The sequence below is a fragment of the Pseudomonas sp. GW821-FHT03E01 genome, assembly GCF_059420765.1.
Genome location: NZ_JBWKUI010000002.1, coordinates 1 through 23341, shown reverse-complemented (window position 1 = coordinate 23341; position 23341 = coordinate 1). Strand labels below are relative to the sequence as shown.

The following is a 23341-nucleotide window of genomic DNA, read 5'->3' as shown; positions in this document are numbered from 1 at the left end:
ATCGGTAATAAATCCCACAAGAAATCAGGAACGACCATTCGATCAAAAACGAAATCGGCAATAGACACTTCATCCCCTACAAACGCAACGGGACATCTACCCTTTCCGCCGTAACAATCATTAATAGATGGGTCCAGGAATGGCTTGACCATCAACCAGACAAATGCACAAAACTGGCTTGCCGGCGCTGGGGATGTCCCTCCGAGTGATGCCTTGGTCAGTCAACGGTTGACGTCATCGCTAACTCGACTTAGGATCGTCTTACTGAACCCCGTACGCAGAGATTAAGTTCACTGGCAGTTGGTGGTGAAGAAACCGGCCTAGGCCGGTTTTTTCGTTTCTGAGGATTGAGTTTGTGCGTACCGCTTTCTTTGTTGATGGCTACAACGTGTTCTATGGATTGCTCGCGGGTACCCCATACAAATGGCTCAATCTGAAAGGCTTGCTGGGCCATGTCGCCCACATCGAGAACCCACAAAATTCACTCATCTCGGTTGATTACTTCACCTCATCTGTCAAACCAGAACTTGCCACTCGCGGCAGAGTGTCCAAAGAAGCTCAAGACACCTATGTGCGTGCTTTAAAAGCGACTAATGTTGCCGTTCACTATGGTCGCCATAAACTTGAGCCAGCTAAAGCACCTCGCTTCATTGACAGAAAGACCGCCGCCTCTCGCCAAGACAAGATCGACATCTGGAAGCTTGAAGAAAAAGAAACGGATGTCCACATCGCAATCAGCATGTATCGCACTGCGGCAAGGCAGGCCAAGCTCCATTTCCATGAGCAAATCGAACAGCTAGTCCTGGTATCCAGCGACACCGATATGACTCCAGCCCTGAGAGCAATTCGAGAAGATTTCCCAGACATAAGAGTTGGAGTCATTCTTCCTCATCGAGCCGAGTTAAACCGTCCATCACCAGGCTCTTTAAAGGAGCACTCACACTGGATGCGACGTGTCGTAACCTCAGAAGAGCTGCAGTCGCACCAGTTTCCAGTTCGTGTGGCTACTCATAAGGCACCCGCGATCAAGCCGGATTATTGGTAACGGCCCCTGCCACCGGATACACCGACTCCCATCCCCCACCCAACGCCTTGTACAACCCCACCATCGCCAACGACACCCCGGTCGAGCTCTCGACCCACTGTTGCTGGGTCGCCAGCAATTCGCCTTGCACGGTCAGGACGTTGACGAAATCCACCACCCCTTCGACGTACTGCTGTTGCGCGGTGCGCAGGGCGATCTGGTTCTGGCGCACGGCTTCGGCGAGGCTGTCGCGGCGCAATTGGCTGGCGTTGTAGGCGGTGAGTTGATTGTCGATTTCATGCCATGCCCGCAGCACGGTTTGCTGGTAAGCCAGGGCCGCTTCCTGTTGTTGGGCTTCGCGCAGATGCAACACGCCCCGCAGCCGACCGCCGTCGAACAGCGGCAAGCTCAATTGCGGACCGATGCTGAACGAGCGCGAGCCCCAGGAGCCGAAATCGCTCAGTTGCAGGGCTTGCGAACCGATGTTGCCCGACAGGGTGATTCGCGGATAGAAGTCACCCTTGGCCACACCGATGCTGGCGGTCGCGGCATGCAGTCGGGCTTCGGCCTGGCGGATATCCGGGCGGCGCTCGGCCAATTGCGACGGCAAGCCGATGGCGACCTGTCGCGGGGTTTGCGGTACCGGGGCGTCTGTGGATAACTCGGCGGACAACGCTTGCGGCGGTTCGCCCATCAACAGGCTCAGCGCGTTGATCAGTTGCGACTGACGCTGCTCCAGCGCCGGTAAACGTGATTCGATGGCCGCGACTTGCGCGGCGGCTTCGGCGACGTCCAGATCCGTCGCTACACCGTCGGCCAAGCGCAGTTGCGAGAGTTTCAAACTATGCCGGGCGACGTCGAGATTCTGCTCGGTGACGGTCCAGGTGCTTTGCACACCGCGCAGTTGAATATAGTCCTGAGCCGTTTCGGCGAGCACCGACAGCAGCACGCCACGGCGATCGTTTTCCGCCACCTCCAGGGTGGCATCGGCGGCTTCGGTTTCGCGGCGCACACGACCCCAGAAATCCAGTTCCCAGGAAGCGGAAAAGCCTGCATCCCACAGGTTGTACGCCGAGTCGCCGTTATTGCCCGACGGATCGTTCAGTCCTTCACCACTGTTGCGTTTGCGCCCGTAGCTACTAGTGGCGGTAGTGTTGGGATAGCGCTCGGCGGTGATTACCTGGCGCGCGGCGCGGCTTTGTTGCAAGCGGCTGCTGGCGAGTTTCAAATCGAGGTTGTCGGTCAGGGCGCGTTGGGTCAGGGCCGAGAGTTTCGGATCGTGGAACACTTCCCACCAGCGTTCGTCCATCTCGTTGGGAACGACCTGACTGGCGGCGGCTTTGGCCGGTTTCGACCATTGGGCGACTTGCTGCGGCTGAGGGCGCTGGAAGTCCGGTCCGACGGTGCAGGCACTCAACGAAAGCAGGTTCAACACAATAGCGACAGAGCGAATACTAGCTCTGTGGCGAGGGGGCTTGCCCCCGTTGGGCCGCGCAGCGGACCCGAAATTTGCGAGCGCTGCGCACTCGAACGGGGGCAAGCTCCCTCGCCACGGGGATGTGTGATTAGCGAAGTTCATCGTTGTGCGACCTCATGCTCATCGGCCGTAGCGCTGGCAGTATCAATACTCGCCTCCACCGACATCCCCACCCGCAACCGCTCGGCCAATGGCTGGCCTGGATCGAGGATGATTTTCACCGGAATCCGTTGCACAACCTTGGTGAAATTGCCGGTGGCGTTGTCCGGTTTGACTGACGCGAAGGTCACGCCGGTGGCCGGTGCGATGCTCTCGACGCGTCCCTGCAGGGCTTCGCCACCAAGACTGTCGACATGCACCTGCACGTCCTGCCCCGGCTGTACGTCGGTCAATTGGGTTTCCTGAAAATTGGCGACCACATACGCCCGCTCCAGCGGCACCACGGCCAGAATCTTGCTGCCCGGTGTGACATAGGCGCCGACCCGCACCGCGCGCTCGCCGACCATGCCGTCCTGGGGGGCAACGATGCGCGTATAGGACAGTTCATAACTGGCCATTTCCAGCGCCGCTTGCGCTCGTTTCAGTCCACCTTCGGCGGCATCGCGCTGGGCAGTCAAGATCTCCACTTGTTTGCGTTCCGCCGCCAGCGCCGCTGTGGCATTGGCCAACCGAGCGGTGGCCTGATCGATGCGCGTGCGCGCCTGCTGGGCATTCTGCACGGTGCCGGCACCCACCCCGGCGAGGTGGTTGTAGCGGTTCAGTTCATGCTCGGCGAAAGCCATCTCCGCCTTCGCCGAAACCACCGTAGCCTGGGCCTGAGCGATCACCGACGTCTGGCGTTCCAGGGTCGCCCGGGCGTTTTGCAGCTGCGCCCTGGCCACCAGGGTTTGCGCGTCAGCAGCCTCAGCGGCAGCGCGCAGATCGCGGTCGTCGATCAACGCCAGCAGTTGCCCGGCCTTGACCTGTTGGTTGTCCTCCACCAGCACTTCCTTGATGAATCCCGCCACACGCGGCGCCACCAGGGTGAAGTCCGCCGAGACGAAGGCATCATTAGTGCTTTGCTGTGTACGCTTGCCGAACAAGCCCGGCGCCAGCAGGTAAATCAACACGCCGACCACCATCGCTGCGGCAACGCCGACAGCGATTTTTTGCTTTGATTGAGTCGTCATAAAAACCTTCTGTTTCAGTGAAGCGTTCAAGTTGGCGCGCGCGGTGGATAAATCCGCGTCGGCAGCCAGAAAATCAGCAGGATCAGCGCCACCGCGACGCCGGCCATGCACAGATAAAGATCGGAAGAAGTCAGCACCACAGCCTGCTGATGCAGACGGTGAGCGAGGTTCGCGCTGGCGCTATCAACCAGAGGCGAGTTACCGAGGTTGTCCACCAGCATGCTCGAGTGGAAATGCAGCCTTGCGGTGGTCAGCGCATCGATCACACCGGTGGCGATCACTGCCGCCAGGCCTTTGACCGTGTTGAACCAGGCCGAGGCGAACGGTCCTTCCATCGGGGTGATGCTGCCGGTGGAGAGCATCAATAGCGGCAGCACGGCCATGGGTTGACCGAAAATCTGCAGCCATTGCAGGACGTAGAAATCGTCACGAATCCACGCCGACGTCAGCTGCGAGCCGCCGATGCAAGACAGCGCCAGCATGCTCAGGCCGATCCCCAGCACCCAGCGGCAATCGACCCAACGCAGGTTGCACAGCGCCGCCACCAACGGCAGCGCGATCAACTGTGGCAACGCCGCCAACAGCATAATTGGCGCAGTCTGTATGGGGCGATAGCCCTGGACCTGAGCCAGGTAACTGGAGGGAATGATCACCACCACGAGCAACACCACCAACACGCCGGCCAGGGTCAACAATGCGAACGACAGGTTGCGGATGCCGAGCATCTGCAACTTGAAGAACGGAATCGGTTGCGACCACTCGTTGATCAGGAACAGCACCAGCAGTAGCAGCCCGCCGCCGAGCAGTGCGCAGATCAGGCTCGACTCGAACCAGTCCAGCCGATTGCCTTGCAGGATGCCGATCACCAACATGCAAATCGCCGGAAACCCCAGTAGCAAGCCACGCCAGTTGAATGACTTGCAGCGTTCCAGACGCAGCGGATCCTGGGGTAGACCGTAAGCCACCGCCGTCAGGGCAATCAGGCACGGCACGACGATTTGCCAGAAGGTCCATTGCCAGCCGACGTACTCGGTCCACAACCCGGCCAGCGGCGTGCCGAGACCAGGGCCGAAGGTTGCCGTCAGGGCATAACCGGCCAGACCATAGAGCTTCACATTGGCCGGCAGGAACCGCAGCGCAACGGTCATCAGCATCGGCGGCAACGCACCACCGGCCAGGCCCTGCAGGGTGCGCATGACCAGCAGGCTTTCATAATTCGGGACAAACGGGCACAGCACGCCCAACAGAGTGAAGACGCTGATGGCGCACAAGGTGAAACGCCGCAACGAGAACGTCACCGAACACCAAGGAGCAAACGCCATGGCGGCCACCGAGGTCGCGGTGTAGCTGGCGACCAGCCAGGTGCCTTCGTCGTAGCCGATGGCCAACGCACCGCGAATGTCGGCCAGGGCGACCTTGGTCACCATCTCGTTCAGGCCTGACACCAACACCGCCAGCAACACACCCACCAGGCCAATGATGATTCGCGGGCCGAAGACCGGCGGTGCGACGGCGGTCGCTGGAGTAGTCGCAGCGAGAGGCGCCGCGACCGGGAGGGAAGTCATGTACTGCACGCTCCGGAAGGGGAATACCGAAGCATTTTAGGAAGTGCGATGCCTTACGAAAATTGACTTATTGGCAGCTTATAAGTGCACTAAACGCAATGATTAAAGGATGCGATCCCTTGATCTTCAAACCGGCTGTGCCGCCAGCCAGGTCTCGTCGCAACAAGCCTTGAGCGTTTCACGCATCCAGCGGTGCGCCGGGTCTTTGTCGAAGCGCGGGTGCCAGGCCTGGGTCAGCATGAGGGTAGGTAGCGGAATCGGCAGGGTGAACGAGCGCAGCTTCAAGCCCAGGCGCCGCACACTCAGCAATGCTTCTTTGGGCACCGGCAGGATCAGGTCGGAATCCGGCAAGGCGAACATCGCCGCATGGAAACTCGGCGCAATCACCGCCACCCGCCGTTCCAGCCCCAAGGCATTGAGCGCCGTGTCGATCGGCCCACGGGCGATCCCGCGACGGGACATGCTGATATGGGAAAAGCCGGCGTAACGCTCGGCGGTGATCTCGTCATCGAACAGCGGATGGTCTTCGCGCACCAGTCCGACAAAGTGGGTGGAGAACAGGTTTTGCACCTTCACTTCCGGCATCAGCGGTCGATTGTTGCTGACGCTCAGATCGATGCGTCCTTCGCGCAAGGCTTCATCGTCCCCGTCGCCCTCGGGGACAAAGCGCAGTTCGCAATGCGGAGCCTGGCGCTCCATCGTGTCGAACAGCTTGCCGCCATAGACGCCCACAAAGAAATCATTGGCGCGAATGCTGAACCGCCGGCGCAAGCTGCCCAGGTCCACGTCATCGGCAGAACGGAACAGCAAAGCGGCCTGTTCCACCAGGTCCCGCACTTGCTCGCGCAGCTCCAGCGCCTTGGGCGTCGGCACCAGGCCACGGCCGGCGCGTACCAGAATCGGATCGCCGATGGCCTCGCGAATCCGCGTCAGCGTCCGGCTCATCGCCGCCGGGCTGAGGTTCATCCGTCGCGCAGCGCCCACCACGCTGCCCTCGTCGAGCAAGGCGTCGAGGGCGACCAACAGGTTCATGTCCGGGAGTTGCATGCTGAGCACTCATAGCTGGTCTGGATTGATTCAGACGCAATGCTAGCAGATCAAAAGATCACCGCTGCATCCCCCAACGCTTCACCGTCACCCGCTCCAACGTATCAAACACCAGATTCTCCACCAGCAAACCGATCAGGATTACCACCGCCAACCCGGCAAACACCTTGTCGGTGTACAGCTCATTACGGTTCTGGAAGATGTACCACCCCAACCCACCCTTGCCGCTGGTGGCGCCAAATACCAGTTCAGCGGCGATCAGCGTGCGCCAGGCGAATGCCCAGCCGATTTTCAAACCGGCGAGGATCGACGGCAGCGCGGCCGGGATCAGGATGAACAACACGAAACGCATGCCCTTGAGGCCGTAATTGCGCCCCGCCATGCGCAGGGTTTCCGAAACGCCAAGGAACCCGGCATAGGTGTTCAAGGCCAACGCCCAGAGCACCGAATGCACCAGTACAAAAATCAGACTGTTCTGCCCCAGCCCGAACCACAGCAGCGCCAGCGGCAACAGCGCAATCGCCGGCAACGGGTTGAACATCGAGGTCAGCGTGCTCAGCAGATCGCGACCCAATTGTGTCGACACCGCCAATGTGGTCAGGGCAAACGCCAGCACAATCCCGATCAGGTAGCCCTTCAACAACACCACCAGCGAAATCCACACCTTGCCCAACAGTTCACCGCTGAGCAGGCCGTCGTACAGCGCGCTGGCGGTTTGCAGAAAACCTGGCAGCAGCAGGTCGTTATTCTGGTAACGGGCAACGGCTTCCCAGAGCAGCGCGAGCACAATCAGGATCAGGCTTTTACGCAACCAGCCCTGTTGCCAGAGACGCTGACCGAGGGCTAACTCACGCTCCAGCGGGACGCTCGTCAGCGGCTGCAAAATGGTTTCGTACTCTTTACGCGCGGATGATAGCGGGCTCATCGGGCACTCCTCTCAATGGCTCAATAAGCGATGCGAATATCGGCGAAATCCAGCTCACGCGCGGTTTCCGGTGACTGGCCTTCATCGAACAACAGCCGATGAATCCGCCGTGCCGATTCCTGGAACGCCACGCCGCCGAGGCTGTGCAAATCGTATTGATGGCTGTGGACTTCGGCTCGTACCCGCCCCGGATGAGGCGACAGCAGCAGAATCCGATTACCCACCACCAACGCCTCTTCGATGGAGTGAGTGACGAACAGCAGCGTGAAACGCACCTCTTCCCAGAGCAGCAGCAACTCTTCCTGCATCTTGCGCCGGGTCAGCGCGTCGAGGGCGGCGAAGGGTTCGTCCATCAACAGGATTTTCGGTTGCATCGCCAACGCCCGGGCAATCGCCACCCGAGCCTTCATGCCGCCGGACAAGGTATGCGGATAGGCATCGGCAAACCCCGCCAGACCGACCTTGTCCAGATAATGCAGCGCCCGCTCTTCAGCCTCTTTGCGCTTGAGGGTTTTGGAAGCGAGCAGCGGAAACATCACGTTCTGCTTGACGGTTTTCCACGGCGGCAGCTGATCGAACTCCTGGAACACCACGATCCGGTCCGGCCCCGGCGCATCGACCCGCTGGCCTTGCAGGCGAATCTCGCCCTCACAGGGCGGGATGAACCCGGCGACCGCCTTGAGCAACGTCGATTTGCCGCAGCCGGACGGACCGAGCAACACAAAGCGGTCCGCCGGATCGATCTCGAAACTGACCTGATGGGTCGCTCGAACCACGCGCGCAGGCGTGCGGTATTCCAGGCTGACCTGGTCGACCGACAGCAGCGCTTGCGCGGCCGCGATCGGATTGCTGGCCGTGTGGCCTTGCAAGGGGGCGTTCATGTCGATCAGCTCCCTTGCAGCGGTTTGGCATCCTGGAAGAAGTAATCCTTCCACGAATCCGGTTTGTTTTTGATCGCGCCGACGCGGTAGAGGAACTCGGCCAGTGGGTAAGTGTTTTTCGGCGTGACGGTAAATTCGAACTGCGGGTTGTCGATGATTTTCAGCAACGCCGCACGGTCGATTTTTGCCTTGGTGACACGGATGTATGTGTCGGCCGCCGCGCCTTTATCGCTCTGCGCAAACTCGGCCGCTTCGGTCAGCGCCGCGATGAAGGCTTTATAGGTTTTCGGATTCTCGTTGCGGAATTTCTCGGTGGCGAACAACACGGTCGGCGAGTTCGGGCCGAGCAGGTCATAGGTGTTCAGCACCACGTGCACGCTGGGGTTTTCCAGCGCCTGATCCTGGAATGGCGGGTTGGAGAAATGCCCGGTCAACTCGGTGCCGCCAGCGATCAGTGCCGCAGTGGCATCCGGGTGCGGAACGGCAATGGTGTACTTGTCGAGGCGATTGAATTCCTTGTCGCCCCATTGCTTGGCCGCTGCGTATTGCAGGAAGCGCGACTGCACCGACACCCCGACCGCCGGCACCGCAATGCGGTCCTTTTCGGTGAAGTCAGCGATGGTTTTGACCTTCGGGTTATTACTCACCAGGTAGTAAGGGAAGTTGCCCAGGGAAGCCACGGCCTTGACGTTCTGTTTGCCGTGAGTGCGGTCCCAGATGGTCAGCAGCGGCCCGACGCCGGCACCGGCAATGTCGATGGAGCCGGAGAGCAACGCATCGTTGACCGCCGAGCCGCCGGAGAGCTGGGTCCAGTCGACCTTGATGTCGATGCCTTCCTGCTTGCCGTATTTCTCGATCAGGTTCTGATCGCGCACCACGTTGAGCAGCAGATAAACGATACCGAATTGTTCGGCGATACGAATTTCACCCTCGGCGTGGGCCACGGTCGGCGCCACCAGGCTGCCGGCGAGCAGGCTGAAACCCAGGCCGATAGCGGCGGCCAACGGTGCAAATGGAAGACGTTTGGACATGAGGGTTCTCCGAAATCAGAAAGGCGCGTCGCCCTGGATGGTGGTGCGATACAACTTGCGGCGCAGATGGCTGGGACATCCGGCGGCGAGGTGAATCAGCGAGCGGTTGTCCCAGAACACCAGGTCGTGGGCCTGCCATTGATGGCGGTAAATGTTTTGCGGCAACACGCTGTGGGCGTAGAGCTCGTCGAGCAATTGTTTGCTCTCGTCTTCCGGCAAACCGACGATGCGGGTGGTGAAGCCCTCGCTGACGAACAACGCCTTGCGACCGTTTTCCGGGTGGGTGCGGACGATCGGATGAACAACTTCAGCGACCTGAGCCAGTTGCTCCGGCGTCAGGGTCGGACGCCAGTTGCCCTCGAATTTGCTCTCGCTGTAGCGCGCCGTGTAGGAATGCGCGGCCGAACGACCTTCGACGGCTTTACGCAGCGCCTCGGGCAAGCTGTCCCAGGCTTTGTGCATGTCGGCGAACAGCGTGTCGCCGCCTTCGGAGGGCAGCTCCTGGGCATGCAGCATCGAGCCCAGGCTCGGCAGTTCTTTATAAGAGAGATCGGAGTGCCAGAACTTGCCGGCATCACCGAGGCCGATGGATTGGCCGTTTTCGATGATGTTGGAAACGATGAGAATTTCCGGATGCCCGGCCAGCAGGAATTGCTTGAGTACATGGATCTGCAACACGCCGAAACGGCGGCTGAAGGCGATCTGCTGTTCGGGGGTTATGCGCTGGTCGCGGAACACCACCACATGATGATCCAGGTGCGCACGGTGGATTCGGGAGAAGTCCTGGTCATTGATTGGGCGGGACAGATCCAGGCCGATGATTTCGGCACCGACGGCGCCGCTGAACGGGCGGATTTCGAAGGCTTGCGACGCGAGGGTGGCGGCGCTTGTTGGCTCAGGCTTTGGGGAAAAAGAGACAGCTGGCATAAAAATCACTCCCACGCACGGCGCGCTCAAGGGCGCGCGTCGATCAGAAACTCACGGAGGTCCCGTGTTGGTTCGTGTCGTGCGGCGCGCCGATTGGTCGGCAGGTACGCAGGGAAGTGACTTTATAGGTATAAGAATTTAAATTTAAATACCGTTAGCGAATAACGATATGGCTTTTGAAGTGTGGTGTCTTTGAGGACGCTTTCGCGGGCAAGCCTCGCTCCTACAGAAGCCCCGCGTCCTGTAGGAGCGAGGCTTGCCCGCGAAGAGGCCATCAGCCTCACCCGAAAACTACCGCTCGTGCAACGCCTCGGCGCGAGCACGGATAATCGGCTTGAGCAAATAACTGAGTATGGTCTTCTTGCCAGTAATGATATCCACCGACGCCACCATTCCAGGAATGATCAGCAACGGCTTTTCATCCGTCCCGAGGTGGCTGCGCTCGGTGCGCAGTTTGATGATGTAGTACGTGGTCTTCTTGTCTTCGTCGGTGATGGTGTCGGCACCGATCTGCTCCAGCTTGGCTTTCAGCCCGCCATAAATGGTGTAGTCGTAAGCCGTGAACTTCACCGTGGCATCTTGCCCCGGATGCAGGAAGGCGATGTCTTGCGGGCGAATCTTGGCTTCCACCAGCAAGGTGTCGTCCAGCGGCACGATTTCTACCAGGTCGCTGCCCGGCTGGATCACGCCGCCGATGGTGTTCACCAGCAATTTGTTGACGATGCCACGTACCGGCGATGTCACCAGTGTCCGGCTGACCCGGTCTTCCAGCGCCTTGCCGGTCGCCTGTGCCTTGTTCAGATCGGTGCGCGCTTCGTTGAGTTGAGTCAGGGCTTCGCTGCGGAATTTACCGCGAGTCTCATCGATCTTGCGCTGCACTTCCTTGATCGCCGATTCGGCGCGAGGGATCGCCAGGGTGGTGGCGTCCAATTGGCCGCGGGTTTCGACCTCGGCACGCTTGAGTCGCAATACCTCGACCGGGGATACCGCGCCCTGAGCCACCAACGGCTCGGACATGGCGATTTCCTGACGCTGCAAGGACAGACCGCTGCGGTACTGGGCCTGCTTGGAGGTGAACTCACGCAGCTCCTGCTGCTTCTGGATCAACTGTTCCTGCAAGCCACCGATCTCATCGTGCAGTTGCTGACGACGACTGATGTACAACGACTGTTCGCTGGCGGCCTGGCCGGGTACAGCTTTGAGCACATCGGCGGGAAAATTCAACGGACGGTCATCGACCTCGGCGCTCAAGCGCTCCACACGCAACAGCATCGACAGCCGATCGGCTTCGGTTTCGCCAACGTTGGAGGCAAACCGTGTGTCGTCCAGACGTATCAGCGGCGCGCCAGCCTCGACGATTTGCCCTTCCTTGACGAACAGCTCGGAAACGATGCCACCCTCAAGGTTCTGGATTTTCTGGATCTTCGACGACGGAATCGCCTTGCCGTCGCCTTTGGTGACTTCATCGATCACCGCAAAATTGGCCCAGAGCATCAGGAACACGAAGAAGCCAATGATCGCCCAGATCGTCAACCGCACCACGCGTGGGGCGTCCTCGATCAGCGCTTTGTTGACCTCGGGAAGAGGCTGGCCTTGCAGCGACGCGGAGCCTTTGAAGTAGCGGCGGATGGATTCTTTGACCCCGGACTTAAGCAACACTGATCTGCCCCTTTTTCAACGCTTCCATCACGGCGGCTTTCGGGCCATCGGCGAGAATCTGCCCGCGGTCGATCACCAGCAGGCGATCCACCAGCGACAACAGCGAGGCCCGGTGCGTCACCAGCACCACGGTCTTGTTTTCCACCACGGCAGCGAGGCGTTGTTTCAGGCGCTCTTCGCCAGTGTTGTCCATGGCGCTGGTGGGTTCGTCCAGCAACAGGATCGGCGGGTTGAGCAGCAACGCTCGGGCCAGGGCCACGTTCTGGCGCTGACCGCCGGACAGGTTCTGCCCACGCTCACCGACTTGCAGTTCATAACCTTGCGGGTGCAGGCGGGCGAACTCGTGGACGCCGGCCAGCTCCGCGGCTTGCAGCACCAATTCGTCTTCGACATAGCGCGCGCCCGACACCAGGTTGTCGCGCAACGTACCGGCGAGCAATTGGATGTCCTGGGGCACGTAGCCAATGTTGTGGCGCAGTTCGCTGACGTCGATCTGGCGGATATCCACACCATCCACCAGCAACGCGCCGTCGTCCGGCTGATAGAGGCCCACCAGCAGTTTGGCCAGGGAGCTTTTGCCCGAGCCGCTGCGACCGATGATGCCGATCTTCTCGCCCGGCTTGATGATCAGGTTGATGCCCTTCAGCGCGGGGTTCTGTTGATTCGGATAGGTGAAGGTCAACTGACGGCATTCAATGGCGCCTTGCAGGACCTTGCGGCTCAGCGGGCGCTCGTCGAAATTGCGCTCCTGAGGCAACTCCATCATCTGATCGACCGAGGTCATGGTCACGCGGGCTTGCTGGTAGCGGGTCAGCAGACCGGACAGCGAGGCCAGCGGGCTGAGGGCGCGACCGCTGAGCATGTAACAGGCGATCAAACCGCCCATGCTCAGGTTGCCGGCAATGATCTGGTACACGCCGAAGACGATCATGATCACCCCGGCCAATTGCTGAATCAGCAAGGTGATGTTCATCGCCAGACCAGACAGCATTTTCACCCGCAGCTCAAGGCGGCTGAGGGTGCCGATGGTCTGCTCCCACTGATACTGGCGTTCGCTTTCAGCGTTGTTGACCTTGACCGCATCAAGACCGGCGAGGGTTTCGATCAGGCTCGACTGGCGCTCGGCGCCCAGGGCCATGGTTCGCTCCATGGTCGCCACCAGCGGCTTCTGCAAGGCATAACCGATCAGCAGCGCAATCGGGAACGCCAGCACCGGAATCCACACCAGATGCCCGCCGAGGATCGCGATGACCAGGAAGATCAACAGCGTAAACGGCAGGTCGATCAGGCTAGTGAGGGTCAGCGACGCAAGGAAGTCGCGCAGGCTCTGAAATTCATGGATGTTCTGGGCGAAGCTGCCGACCCGCGCCGGGCGGTACTTCATGGCCATGCCGACGATGCGCTCAAACAGCGTCGCTGAAATGATCAGGTCGGTTTTCTTGCCCGCCAGGTCCAGGCACAGACTGCGCAGGCTCTTGAGAATCAGGTCGAACACATAAGCGCCGGTGATGCCGATGGCCAGCACCCAAAGGGTCGATTCGGCCTGGTTCGGCACCACGCGGTCGTAGACATTCATCACGAACAGCGGCGCGGCCATGGCGATGATATTGATCAGCAGACTGGCAGCGATGGCGTCGACGTACAGCCAGCGCGAACGCTTGAGGGTGTCGCGAAACCATGAACGCGCGCGCGGGATCAGCGTGCCATGGTTAACGTCAAATTTGTGCTGGGGTTGGGCGAAGAACACTTTGCCGCTGTAGTCGTCGGCGAGCAGTTCACGACTGACGCAGACTTCGCCACCATCGCTTTCACTGAGCAGCAAGCGGGCCTGGTCTTCACCGTGCCAGCCGAGCAGCACCGCACTGCGTCCGTCCTTGAGCAGCAACAGCGCCGGCATGGCGATCGCCGGAATCTGCTCCAGTTTGCGTTGCAGCACCCGCCCTTGCAGCCCGGCGCGAGCGGCCGCACGAGGCAGCAGTTCGACGCTCAGGCGCTGTTTGGGCAACGGCAGGCCGGTGGTCAGCATCGCCGCGCTGGCCGGCTTCTGGTGCAAAGTGCAGAGGGCCAGCAGGCCGTCCAGTAACGGATCGTCATGCAGCGCGCGTGGATCATGAATGAGTTGAACTCGACTGACTTCTGATTCCACGCTCGACACTCTTGGCTAACAGTTGAAATGGGGCAGGACTCAATTCATCCCAGGCAGCTGGACCTTGGGCTTCACGTCATTCTGCACAACGGATGCCAACGGTGCGACTACGCCCTGACTTTTGAGCAATTCGCCCATGGTCGCCTTGATTCGGTACTGAGTAAATAACTGAATGTTTTTGATCTCGACCAGCCGACGGGAAGCGGTGAACAGCTCGTTTTCACTGTCGAGCAAGTCAAGCAGCGTCCGTTCGCCGAGGCTGAATTGCTTCTGATACGCGCCGCGCACGCTGGCGCTGCGATCGACATATTGCTGGGCGATCGGCACCTGGGCGTTGGCGTTGTTCAGGGCATTCCAGGCCAGGCCCAGTTCTTCATTCAACACGCGCAGGGCGTTGTTGCGGATATCCAGCGCCTGGTTCGACAGGTAGGACTTGGATTCCAGATCGGCCTTGTTGCTGCCACCGGCAAACAAATTGAAGCGCATGCGCAGCATGGCCTGCCATTCGTTGTTGTGACCGTTCTGACCATCGAGGTCGTTGTCGGCGGTGCGACCCAGTTCGGCATCGAAGCGCGGGTAGAAGCTCGACTTGGCGGCTTCGTACTGTTTCTCGGCAGCAGCGATATCCGATTCGGCGGAACGCAGGATCGGGCTGTTTTCCAGCATCTGCGCCCGGGCTTCATTCAGGTTGGCTGGCAACAGCGCCATAAAATCGGCAGGCCGCTCCAGTTGATCGGGCATTTGGCCGACGGCACTGAGGAAGTTGGTCTGGGCGTCTGCCAGGTTGGTCTGCTCGGTGATCAGGTTGTTGCGGGCCTGGGCCATGCGTGCTTCGGCCTGATCGAGATCGGCGCCGCTGCCCACGCCGCGCTGGGTGCGCAATTTGATCTGGTCAAAAATCCGTTCGTGGTTTTTCAGGTTGTCTTCGGCCAGGCGCACGAATTCGCGGCGGGTCAGCACATCGAGATAAACCTGAGCGACGGTCAACGCGGTGCGTTCCGAGGTGCCCATCAAGGAATAAGCACGGGAATTAACGGTGGCTTGTTGACGCCCCACTTCGCTGGACGTCGCAAAACCGTCAAAAACCATCTGTGACAGACGTAAACTTGACTCGCTCCGGTTCAGCGTTTCCCAGTGGTTGCTGCCGCCAGCGGCACGGGTGGAGACACTGTCGGTGCCTTCGCGACCATAACCGCCCAGCAGATCGACCCGTGGCAGGTATCCACCTTTTGCAGCCTTTAATTGATAATCCGCGGCCAGCCGACTATTGACCCCTGCCTGGATTTCCGGATGGACATCCAGTGCCTGTTGCATGGCCTGCGGAAGGGTTTGCGCCTGAACAACGCTGGCGGCAAAGGCGAAGGGTAGAACCTTGAACAGGTGCAAACGCATAGATGGAATTCCCGGGACTTCTTGTCTTGAATCACTGCAGAACATGGCGCTGCATCGCATGATGGCAACCGGAATGACCGTATGTCGGAAAGTTCAAAATCGGAACTGGATCACACGCTGTGGGACAGGTCGCCGCTTAAATATCAATGTGACATTACTTGGACGATTGTTTAGGATGACTCCCATAAGGTCAATAGTTTGGCATAAAGTTAATTTCGAAAGAATATAGCCAAATTATTGACGATTCGAGCGTCAAAGTTATGTATCGAATTTTGTAAGAACGTCCAGCCCCGATCGGCGAACGCGCCCGAGCGGTTCATGGAAGTCAACTGAACGTGACACCCGGAGAGTCTTCAATGAGCAGTGTTGTTGCCATCGTCAAAAGCATTGTTGGTCAGGTTTTCGCGGTGTCCCCAGAGGGCATCCGCCGCGTACTCGTTGAAGGCGACCGGTTGTTTGTGGGCGACCAAGTGGACACCGGTGCCGCCGGCGCCATTACCCTTGAACTGGCTGACGGGCGGACCCTGGACCTGGGCCGCGACACTCAGTGGAGTGGCAGCAATCCGGACTCCAGCACCGACCTTGCACAAGCCACTGCACAAGCCGCGCCATCGGTTGACGAATTGCAGCAAGCCATCGCTGCCGGTGTCGACCCGACCACCGCTCTTGAAGCCACCGCGGCCGGCCCTACTGCCGCGAGCGCGGGCGGCTCTGCCGGTGGCGGCCACAGCTTCGTGGCCCTGGAGGCAACCGCTGCCCGGGTCGACCCGACCATTGGCTTCCCTACCGCAGGCCTCGCCACTGCGGCTTTGGCAACACAAAACACTACCGGCGGCCAGACGGCCGATACCAGCACCAATGCCCTGCGCGAATCAACGCTGAGTCTGAGCGCCACGCCAACTATCACCGAGGCCGGTGGTGTACTGGTTTACACCGCGACCCTGACCCAGGCACCGCTGACCGACCTGACCATCACCCTGTCCAACGGCGCGGTGATCGTGATCACAGCCGGCCAGACTACCGGTACCGTCAACGTTCCTCTGGCGCCGAACGACACTGTTTATAACGATCCGACCCAAATCGACGTGACCGTCACTGGCACCACGGGTGGCAGCGGTATCGTGGTCACCCCGCCGACTGCTCCGGCCGTGACCCAGGTCACCGACACCGTCGACACCACTACCGTTACGCTGACAGCGGGTTCAAGCGTCACTGAAGGTGGCCAGATCACCTACACCGCGACCCTGACCAACCCGGCGCAGACGCCGGTCACCGTGACCCTGTCCAACGGCTCGACCATCACCATCGAAGCCGGAAAAACCACCGGCTCCGTGAACGTCGAAACCCCGGCCAACGACGTCTACAACAACGGCAGCACCGTCAGCACCACGATCACCGGTGCCACCGGTGGCAATTTCGAGAACCTCGTACCGAGCACCACGCCGGCCGTCACCACCATTACCGACTCGATCGACAACACCGGCCTGAGCCTCAGCGCCACCAGCACCGTTGTCGAAGGCGGCCAGATCACTTACACCGCCACCCTGACCAACCCTGCTGGCACGCCAATGACCGTGACCTTGAGCAATGGCTCGGTCATTACCATCGAAGCGGGCAAGACCACCGGCAGCGTGACCGTCGATACCCCGGCCAATGACGTCTACAACAACGGCAGCACCGTCAGCACTACGATCACCGGCACCACCGGTGGCAATTTCGAGAACCTCGTACCGAGCACCACGCCGGCCGTCACCACCATTACCGACTCGATCGACAACACCGGCCTGACCCTCAGCGCCACCGGCACCGTTGTCGAAGGCGGCCAGATCACTTACACCGCCACCCTGACCAACCCTGCTGGCACGCCAATGACCGTGACCTTGAGCAATGGCTCGGTCATTACCATCGAAGCGGGCAAGACCACCGGCAGCGTGACCGTCGAAACCCCGGCCAATGACGTCTACAACAACGGCAGCACCGTCAGCACCACGATCACCGGTGCCACCGGTGGCAACTTCGAGAACCTCGTACCGAGCACCACGCCGGCCGTCACCACCATTACCGACTCGATCGACAACACCGGCCTGACCCTGACTGCCACCGGCAGCGTCACTGAAGGTGGCCAGATCACCTACACCGCCACCCTGACTAACCCGGCGCAAACACCGGTCACCGTGACCCTGTCCAACGGCTCGACCATCACCATCGAAGCCGGAAAAACCACCGGTTCCGTGAATGTCGAAACCCCGGCCAATGATGTCTACAACAACGGCAGCACCGTCAGCACCACAATCACCGGTGCGACCGGTGGCAATTTCGAGAACCTCGTACCGAGCACCACGCCGGCCGTCACCACCATTACCGACTCGATCGACAACACCGGCCTGAGCCTCAGCGCCACCAGCACCGTTGTCGAAGGCGGCCAGATCACTTACACCGCCACCCTGACCAACCCGGCTGGCACGCCAATGACCGTGACCTTGAGCAATGGCTCGATCATTACCATCGAAGCGGGCAAGACCACCGGCAGCGTGACCGTCGATACCCCGGCCAATGACGTCTACAACAACGGCAGCACCGTCAGCACTACGATCACCGGCACCACCGGCGGTAATTTCGAACAACTGACCCCGAGCACCGAGCCGGCACTCACCACCATCACCGATTCGAAAGACGACACCGGCCTGAGCCTGTCGGCGTCCACCGAAGTGGCCGAAGGTGGTCAGATTCTGTACACCGCGACCCTGACCAATCCGGCGGGCACGCCAGTCACCGTGACCTTGAGCAACGGGGCCGTGATCACCATCGCTGCAGGCGCGACCACTGGCAGCGTGAGCGTCGCCGCCCCTGCCGATGACGTTTACAAAGACACCGGCACGGTCCAGGCCACTATCTCCACCGCCACCGGTGGCAATTTCGAAAACCTGGTGCCGAGCACTGCCCCGGCAGCCACCACCGTCACCGATACCATCGACACCAGCACCGTTTCGCTGACTGCGACTGCAAACGTCGCCGAAGGTGGGACCGTGGTTTACACCGCGTCCGTGTCAGCGCCAGTCACCGGCTCGCCAGTGGTTGTGACCCTGTCCAACGGCCAGACCATTACCATTCCGGTCGGCGCCAGCAGTGGCTCTGTCAATTTTGTTGCACCCAACGATGCGTTGGCGGGTGGCGGCTCCTTGAGCGTCAAGATCGACGACGCCAAGGGCGGCAACTACGAGAAGCTGGAAGTCGACGGCAAGTCGGCGGATACCTCGGTGACCGACACCCCGGACACCACCAATCTCAGCCTGAGCGCATCCAACTCGGTCGCCGAAGGCGGTCAGATCACTTACACCGCGACCCTGACCAACGCCGCCGGCACACCGGTCACCGTGACCCTGAGCAACGGCGCCGTGATCACCATCGACGCCGGTAAAACCACCGGCACCGTGACCGTCCCGGCTCCATCCGATGACGTTTACAAGGATGCGGGTACGGTCCAGGCGACCATCTCCACCGCCACCGGTGGCAATTTCGAGAACCTGGTGCCGAGCACTGCCCCGGCAGTGACCACCGTCACCGACACGATCGACACCACGACCGTGACCCTGAATGCCACCGCTTCGGCAGCCGAAGGCGGCACCGTCACTTACACCGCAACCGTCGGTGCGCCAGTGACTGGTAGCCCGGTCACCGTGTCCCTGGCTAACGGCCAGACGATCACCATCGATATCGGCAAAACCACCGGTACCGTGACCACCGCCGCGCCGAACGACGCATTGACCGGCCATGCTCCGCTGACCAACTCGATCACCAACGTCAGCGGCGGCAATTACGAAAATCTGGTGGCGGACAAAACGCCGGTCAGCACCACCGTGACCGACACCGTCGACACCACCAACCTCAGCCTGAGCGCATCCAACTCGGTAGCCGAAGGTGGCCAGATCACTTACACCGCGACCCTGACCAATGCCGCTGGCACACCCGTGACCGTGACCCTGAGCAACGGCGCCGTCATCACCATCGATGCCGGTAAAACCACCGGCACCGTGACCGTCCCGGCTCCATCCGATGACGTTTACAAGGACGCGGGTACGGTCCAGGCCACCATCTCCACCGCCACCGGTGGCAATTTCGAGAACCTGGTGCCGAGCACTGCCCCGGCGGTGACCACCGTCAACGACACCATCGACACCAGTACCGTTTCGCTGAGTGCGACTGCGAACGTGGCCGAAGGCGGCACCGTGGTTTACACCGCTTCCGTGTCGGCGCCGGTCACCGGCTCGCCAGTGGTTGTGACCCTGTCCAACGGACAGACCATTACCATTCCGGTCGGCGCCAGCAGCGGCTCTGTCAATTTTGTTGCACCCAACGATGCGTTGGCGGGTGGCGGCTCCTTGAGCGTCAAGATCGACGACGCCAAGGGCGGCAACTACGAGAAGCTGGAAGTCGACGGCAAGTCGGCGGATACCTCGGTGACCGACACCCCAGACACCACCACCCTCAGCCTGAGCGCAACCGACTCGGTGGCTGAAGGTGGTTCCATTGTTTACACCGCAACCCTGACCAACGCCGCCGGCACACCGGTCACCGTGACCCTGAGCAACGGTGCCGTCATCACCATCGCCGCCGGTGCCACTAGCGGCAGCGTGACCGTCGATGCACCAAAGGACGACGTCTACAAGGACGCTGGCCAAGTCGAAGTGACCATCAAGGATGCCGCAGGCGGCAACTTTGAAAACCTGGCCACCAGCCCAGCGGCAGCGGTCACTACCGTCAACGACACCATCGACACCAGCACCGTTTCGCTGACTGCGACCACGAACGTCGCCGAAGGCGGCACCGTGGTGTACACAGCGTCCGTATCGGCACCGGTCACCGGTTCGCCGGTGGTCGTGACCCTGTCCAATGGCCAGACCATCACCATCCCGGTTGGCTCGAGCAGCGCCAGCGTGAACTTCACCGCACCGAACGATGCCTTGGCTGGCGGCGGTTCTTTGAGCGTGAAGATCGACGACGCCAAGGGCGGCAACTACGAGAAACTGGAAGTCGACGGCAAGTCGGCGGACACCTCGGTGACCGACACACCGGACACCACCAACCTGTCGCTCACTGCGACCGGCGCTGTAGATGAAGGCGGTCAGATCACCTATACGGCGACCCTGACCAATGCCGCCGGCACTCCGGTCACCGTGACCCTGAGCAACGGCGCCGTCATCACCATCGAAGCAGGCAAAACCACCGGTTCCGTCACCGTCGATGCGCCGAAGGACGACGTCTATAAAGACGCCGGCACCGTTGAAGCAACCATCAAGGACGCAACCGGCGGCAACTTTGAAAACCTGGTTCCGAGCACTGCCCCGGCAGTCACCACCGTCACCGACACGATCGACACCACGACCGTGACCCTGAATGCCACCGCTTCGGCAGCCGAAGGCGGCACCGTCACTTACACCGCAACCGTCGGTGCACCAGTGACTGGTAGCCCGGTCACCGTGTCCCTGGCCAACGGCCAGACGATCACCATCGACGTCGGCAAAACCACCGGTACCGTGACCACCGCCGCGCCGAACGACGCGTTGACCGGCCACGCTCCGCTGACCAACTCGATCACCAACGTCAGCGGCGGCAACTACGAGAACCTGGTGGCGGACAAAACGCCGGTCAGCACCACCGTGACCGACACCGTCGACACCACCAACCTCAGCCTGAGCGCATCCAACTCGGTAGCCGAAGGTGGCCAGATCACTTACACCGCGACCCTGACCAACGCCGCCGGCACTCCGGTCACCGTGACCCTGAGCAACGGCGCCGTGATCACCATCGATGCCGGTAAAACCACCGGCACCGTGACCGTCCCGGCTCCATCCGATGACGTTTACAAAGATGCCGGTACGGTCCAGGCCACCATTTCCACCGCCACCGGTGGCAATTTCGAGAACCTGGTGCCGAGCACTGCCCCGGCGGTCACCACCGTTACCGACACCATCGACACCAGTACCGTTTCGCTGAGTGCGACTGCGAACGTCGCCGAAGGTGGGACCGTGGTGTACACAGCGTCCGTATCGGCACCGGTCACCGGTTCGCCAGTGGTCGTGACCCTGTCCAATGGCCAGACCATCACCATTCCGGTCGGCGCCAGCAGCGGCTCTGTCAATTTTGTTGCACCCAACGATGCGTTGGCGGGTGGCGGCTCCTTGAGCGTCAAGATCGACGACGCCAAGGGCGGCAACTACGAGAAGCTGGAAGTCGACGGCAAGTCGGCGGATACCTCGGTGACCGACACACCGGACACCACGACCCTCAGCCTGAGCGCATCCAACTCGGTGGCTGAAGGCGGTTCCATCGTTTACACCGCGACCCTGACCAATGCCGCTGGCACACCCGTGACCGTGACCCTGAGCAACGGCGCCGTCATCACCATCGACGCCGGTAAAACCACCGGCACCGTGACCGTCCCGGCTCCATCCGATGACGTTTACAAAGATGCCGGTACGGTCCAGGCCACCATTTCCACCGCCACCGGTGGCAATTTCGAGAACCTGGTGCCGAGCACTGCCCCGGCGGTCACCACCGTCAACGACACCATCGACACCAGTACCGTTTCGCTGAGTGCGACTGCGAACGTCGCCGAAGGTGGGACCGTGGTTTACACCGCGTCCGTGTCAGCGCCAGTCACCGGCTCGCCAGTGGTTGTGACCCTGTCCAACGGCCAGACCATTACCATTCCGGTCGGCGCCAGCAGCGGCTCTGTCAATTTTGTTGCACCCAACGATGCGTTGGCGGGTGGCGGCTCCTTGAGCGTCAAGATCGACGACGCCAAGGGCGGCAACTACGAGAAGCTGGAAGTCGACGGCAAGTCGGCGGATACCTCGGTGACCGACACCCCAGACACCACCACCCTCAGCCTGAGCGCAACCGACTCGGTGGCTGAAGGTGGTTCCATTGTTTACACCGCAACCTTGACCAACGCCGCCGGCACGCCAGTGACCGTGACGTTGAGCAATGGCGCCGTGATCACCATCGAAGCAGGCAAAACCACCGGTTCCGTAACCGTCGATGCGCCGAAGGACGACGTCTACAAAGACGCCGGCACTGTTGAAGCAACCATCAAAGACGCAACCGGCGGCAACTTCGAGAACCTGGTAACCAGCAATACGCCTGCGGTCACTACCGTCAACGACACCATCGACACCAGCACTGTTTCGCTGAGTGCGACCGCGAACGTGGCCGAAGGTGGGACCGTGGTTTACACCGCGTCCGTGTCAGCGCCAGTCACCGGCTCGCCAGTGGTTGTGACCCTGTCCAATGGCCAGACCATCACCATTCCGGTCGGTGCCAGCAGCGGTTCTGTCAACTTCGTTGCGCCAAACGATGCCCTCGCTGGCGGCGGTTCTTTGAGCGTGAAGATCGACGACGCCAAGGGCGGCAACTACGAGAAACTGGAAGTCGACGGCAAGTCGGCGGATACCTCGGTGACCGACACGCCGGACACCACCAATCTCAGCCTGAGCGCATCCAACTCGGTCGCCGAAGGCGGTCAGATCACTTACACCGCGACCCTGACCAACGCCGCCGGCACACCGGTCACCGTAACCCTGAGCAACGGCGCCGTGATCACCATCGATGCCGGTAAAACCACCGGCACCGTCACCGTCCCGGCTCCATCCGATGACGTTTACAAAGATGCCGGTACGGTCCAGGCCACCATTTCCACCGCCACCGGTGGCAATTTCGAGAACCTGGTGCCGAGCACTGCCCCGGCAGTGACCACCGTCACCGACACGATCGACACCAGTACCGTTTCGCTGACTGCGACCGCGAACGTCGCCGAAGGCGGCACCGTCACTTACACCGCAACCGTCGGTGCACCAGTGACTGGTAGCCCGGTCACCGTGTCCCTGGCCAACGGCCAGACGATCACCATCGACGTCGGCAAAACCACCGGTACCGTGACCACCGCCGCGCCGAACGACGCGTTGACCGGCCACGCTCCGCTGACCAACTCGATCACCAACGTCAGCGGCGGCAACTACGAGAACCTGGTGGCGGACAAAACGCCGGTCAGCACCACCGTGACCGACACCGTCGACACCACCAACCTCAGCCTGAGCGC

General features: G+C 60.9%; 13 protein-coding genes. 2 read left to right on the top strand and 11 right to left on the bottom strand.

Going from position 1 to position 23341, the window contains the following annotated elements:
* Positions 1 to 355 precede the first annotated feature (355 nt).
* Positions 356 to 1045, top strand: coding sequence for an NYN domain-containing protein (locus tag AC07VO_RS03055; protein ID WP_019581661.1), 690 nt, complete (start codon positions 356 to 358; stop codon positions 1043 to 1045).
* Here the strand turns inward: AC07VO_RS03055 and AC07VO_RS03050 are convergent.
* From AC07VO_RS03050 to AC07VO_RS03000, 11 genes are all read right to left on the bottom strand, one after another.
* A complete protein-coding gene (locus AC07VO_RS03050) occupies positions 1026 to 2603 on the bottom strand; it encodes an efflux transporter outer membrane subunit (protein ID WP_086944197.1) in 1578 nt (525 codons plus the stop codon). The two genes, AC07VO_RS03055 and AC07VO_RS03050, sit on opposite strands and share 20 nt — an antisense overlap.
* Entirely contained in the window at positions 2600 to 3670 is a 1071-nt protein-coding gene (locus AC07VO_RS03045) for an HlyD family secretion protein (RefSeq protein WP_064615737.1), read from the bottom strand. The genes AC07VO_RS03050 and AC07VO_RS03045 overlap by 4 nt, the downstream gene beginning before the upstream one ends.
* Positions 3671 to 3696: 26 nt before the next feature.
* Positions 3697 to 5235 (bottom strand): MFS transporter, encoded by a 1539-nt coding sequence (locus tag AC07VO_RS03040; protein WP_086944198.1) that lies wholly within the window; start codon positions 5233 to 5235, stop codon positions 3697 to 3699.
* 126 nt (positions 5236 to 5361) lie between these two features.
* Positions 5362 to 6282, bottom strand: coding sequence for a LysR family transcriptional regulator (locus tag AC07VO_RS03035; RefSeq protein ID WP_019651583.1), 921 nt, complete (start codon positions 6280 to 6282; stop codon positions 5362 to 5364).
* A 58-nt stretch (positions 6283 to 6340) separates the two neighbouring features.
* Positions 6341 to 7207, bottom strand: coding sequence for an ABC transporter permease (locus AC07VO_RS03030; RefSeq protein ID WP_086944199.1), 867 nt, complete (start codon positions 7205 to 7207; stop codon positions 6341 to 6343).
* A 20-nt stretch (positions 7208 to 7227) separates the two neighbouring features.
* Positions 7228 to 8088: an ABC transporter ATP-binding protein gene (locus AC07VO_RS03025; RefSeq protein ID WP_064615731.1), complete on the bottom strand. Its 861-nt coding sequence runs from the start codon at positions 8086 to 8088 to the stop codon at positions 7228 to 7230.
* 5 nt (positions 8089 to 8093) lie between these two features.
* Positions 8094 to 9119: an ABC transporter substrate-binding protein gene (locus AC07VO_RS03020; RefSeq protein ID WP_086944200.1), complete on the bottom strand. Its 1026-nt coding sequence runs from the start codon at positions 9117 to 9119 to the stop codon at positions 8094 to 8096.
* 15 nt (positions 9120 to 9134) lie between these two features.
* Positions 9135 to 10046 (bottom strand): TauD/TfdA dioxygenase family protein, encoded by a 912-nt coding sequence (locus AC07VO_RS03015; RefSeq protein WP_018929408.1) that lies wholly within the window; start codon positions 10044 to 10046, stop codon positions 9135 to 9137.
* Positions 10047 to 10337: 291 nt separating this feature from the next.
* Positions 10338 to 11705: an HlyD family type I secretion periplasmic adaptor subunit gene (locus AC07VO_RS03010; protein WP_019581653.1), complete on the bottom strand. Its 1368-nt coding sequence runs from the start codon at positions 11703 to 11705 to the stop codon at positions 10338 to 10340.
* Positions 11695 to 13851: a type I secretion system permease/ATPase gene (locus AC07VO_RS03005; protein WP_018929410.1), complete on the bottom strand. Its 2157-nt coding sequence runs from the start codon at positions 13849 to 13851 to the stop codon at positions 11695 to 11697. Before AC07VO_RS03005 ends, AC07VO_RS03010 begins: the two co-directional genes overlap by 11 nt.
* 39 nt (positions 13852 to 13890) lie before the next feature.
* Positions 13891 to 15243: a TolC family outer membrane protein gene (locus AC07VO_RS03000; protein WP_018929411.1), complete on the bottom strand. Its 1353-nt coding sequence runs from the start codon at positions 15241 to 15243 to the stop codon at positions 13891 to 13893.
* A 356-nt stretch (positions 15244 to 15599) separates the two neighbouring features.
* Between AC07VO_RS03000 and AC07VO_RS02995 the strand changes: the two genes are divergently transcribed.
* On the top strand, positions 15600 to 23341 hold a 7742-nt coding region (locus tag AC07VO_RS02995), incomplete at its 3' end, for a retention module-containing protein (protein WP_495007477.1).

Coding starts and splice junctions, on each gene's coding strand:
- AC07VO_RS03045 (WP_064615737.1), bottom strand. CDS start 3,670: ATGACGACTCAATCAAAGCAAAAAATCGCTGTCGGCGTTGCCGCAGCG.
- AC07VO_RS03035 (WP_019651583.1), bottom strand. CDS start 6,282: ATGCAACTCCCGGACATGAACCTGTTGGTCGCCCTCGACGCCTTGCTC.
- AC07VO_RS03025 (WP_064615731.1), bottom strand. CDS start 8,088: ATGAACGCCCCCTTGCAAGGCCACACGGCCAGCAATCCGATCGCGGCC.
- AC07VO_RS03015 (WP_018929408.1), bottom strand. CDS start 10,046: ATGCCAGCTGTCTCTTTTTCCCCAAAGCCTGAGCCAACAAGCGCCGCC.
- AC07VO_RS03040 (WP_086944198.1), bottom strand. CDS start 5,235: ATGACTTCCCTCCCGGTCGCGGCGCCTCTCGCTGCGACTACTCCAGCG.
- AC07VO_RS03050 (WP_086944197.1), bottom strand. CDS start 2,603: ATGAACTTCGCTAATCACACATCCCCGTGGCGAGGGAGCTTGCCCCCG.
- AC07VO_RS03030 (WP_086944199.1), bottom strand. CDS start 7,207: ATGAGCCCGCTATCATCCGCGCGTAAAGAGTACGAAACCATTTTGCAG.
- AC07VO_RS03020 (WP_086944200.1), bottom strand. CDS start 9,119: ATGTCCAAACGTCTTCCATTTGCACCGTTGGCCGCCGCTATCGGCCTG.
- AC07VO_RS03000 (WP_018929411.1), bottom strand. CDS start 15,243: ATGCGTTTGCACCTGTTCAAGGTTCTACCCTTCGCCTTTGCCGCCAGC.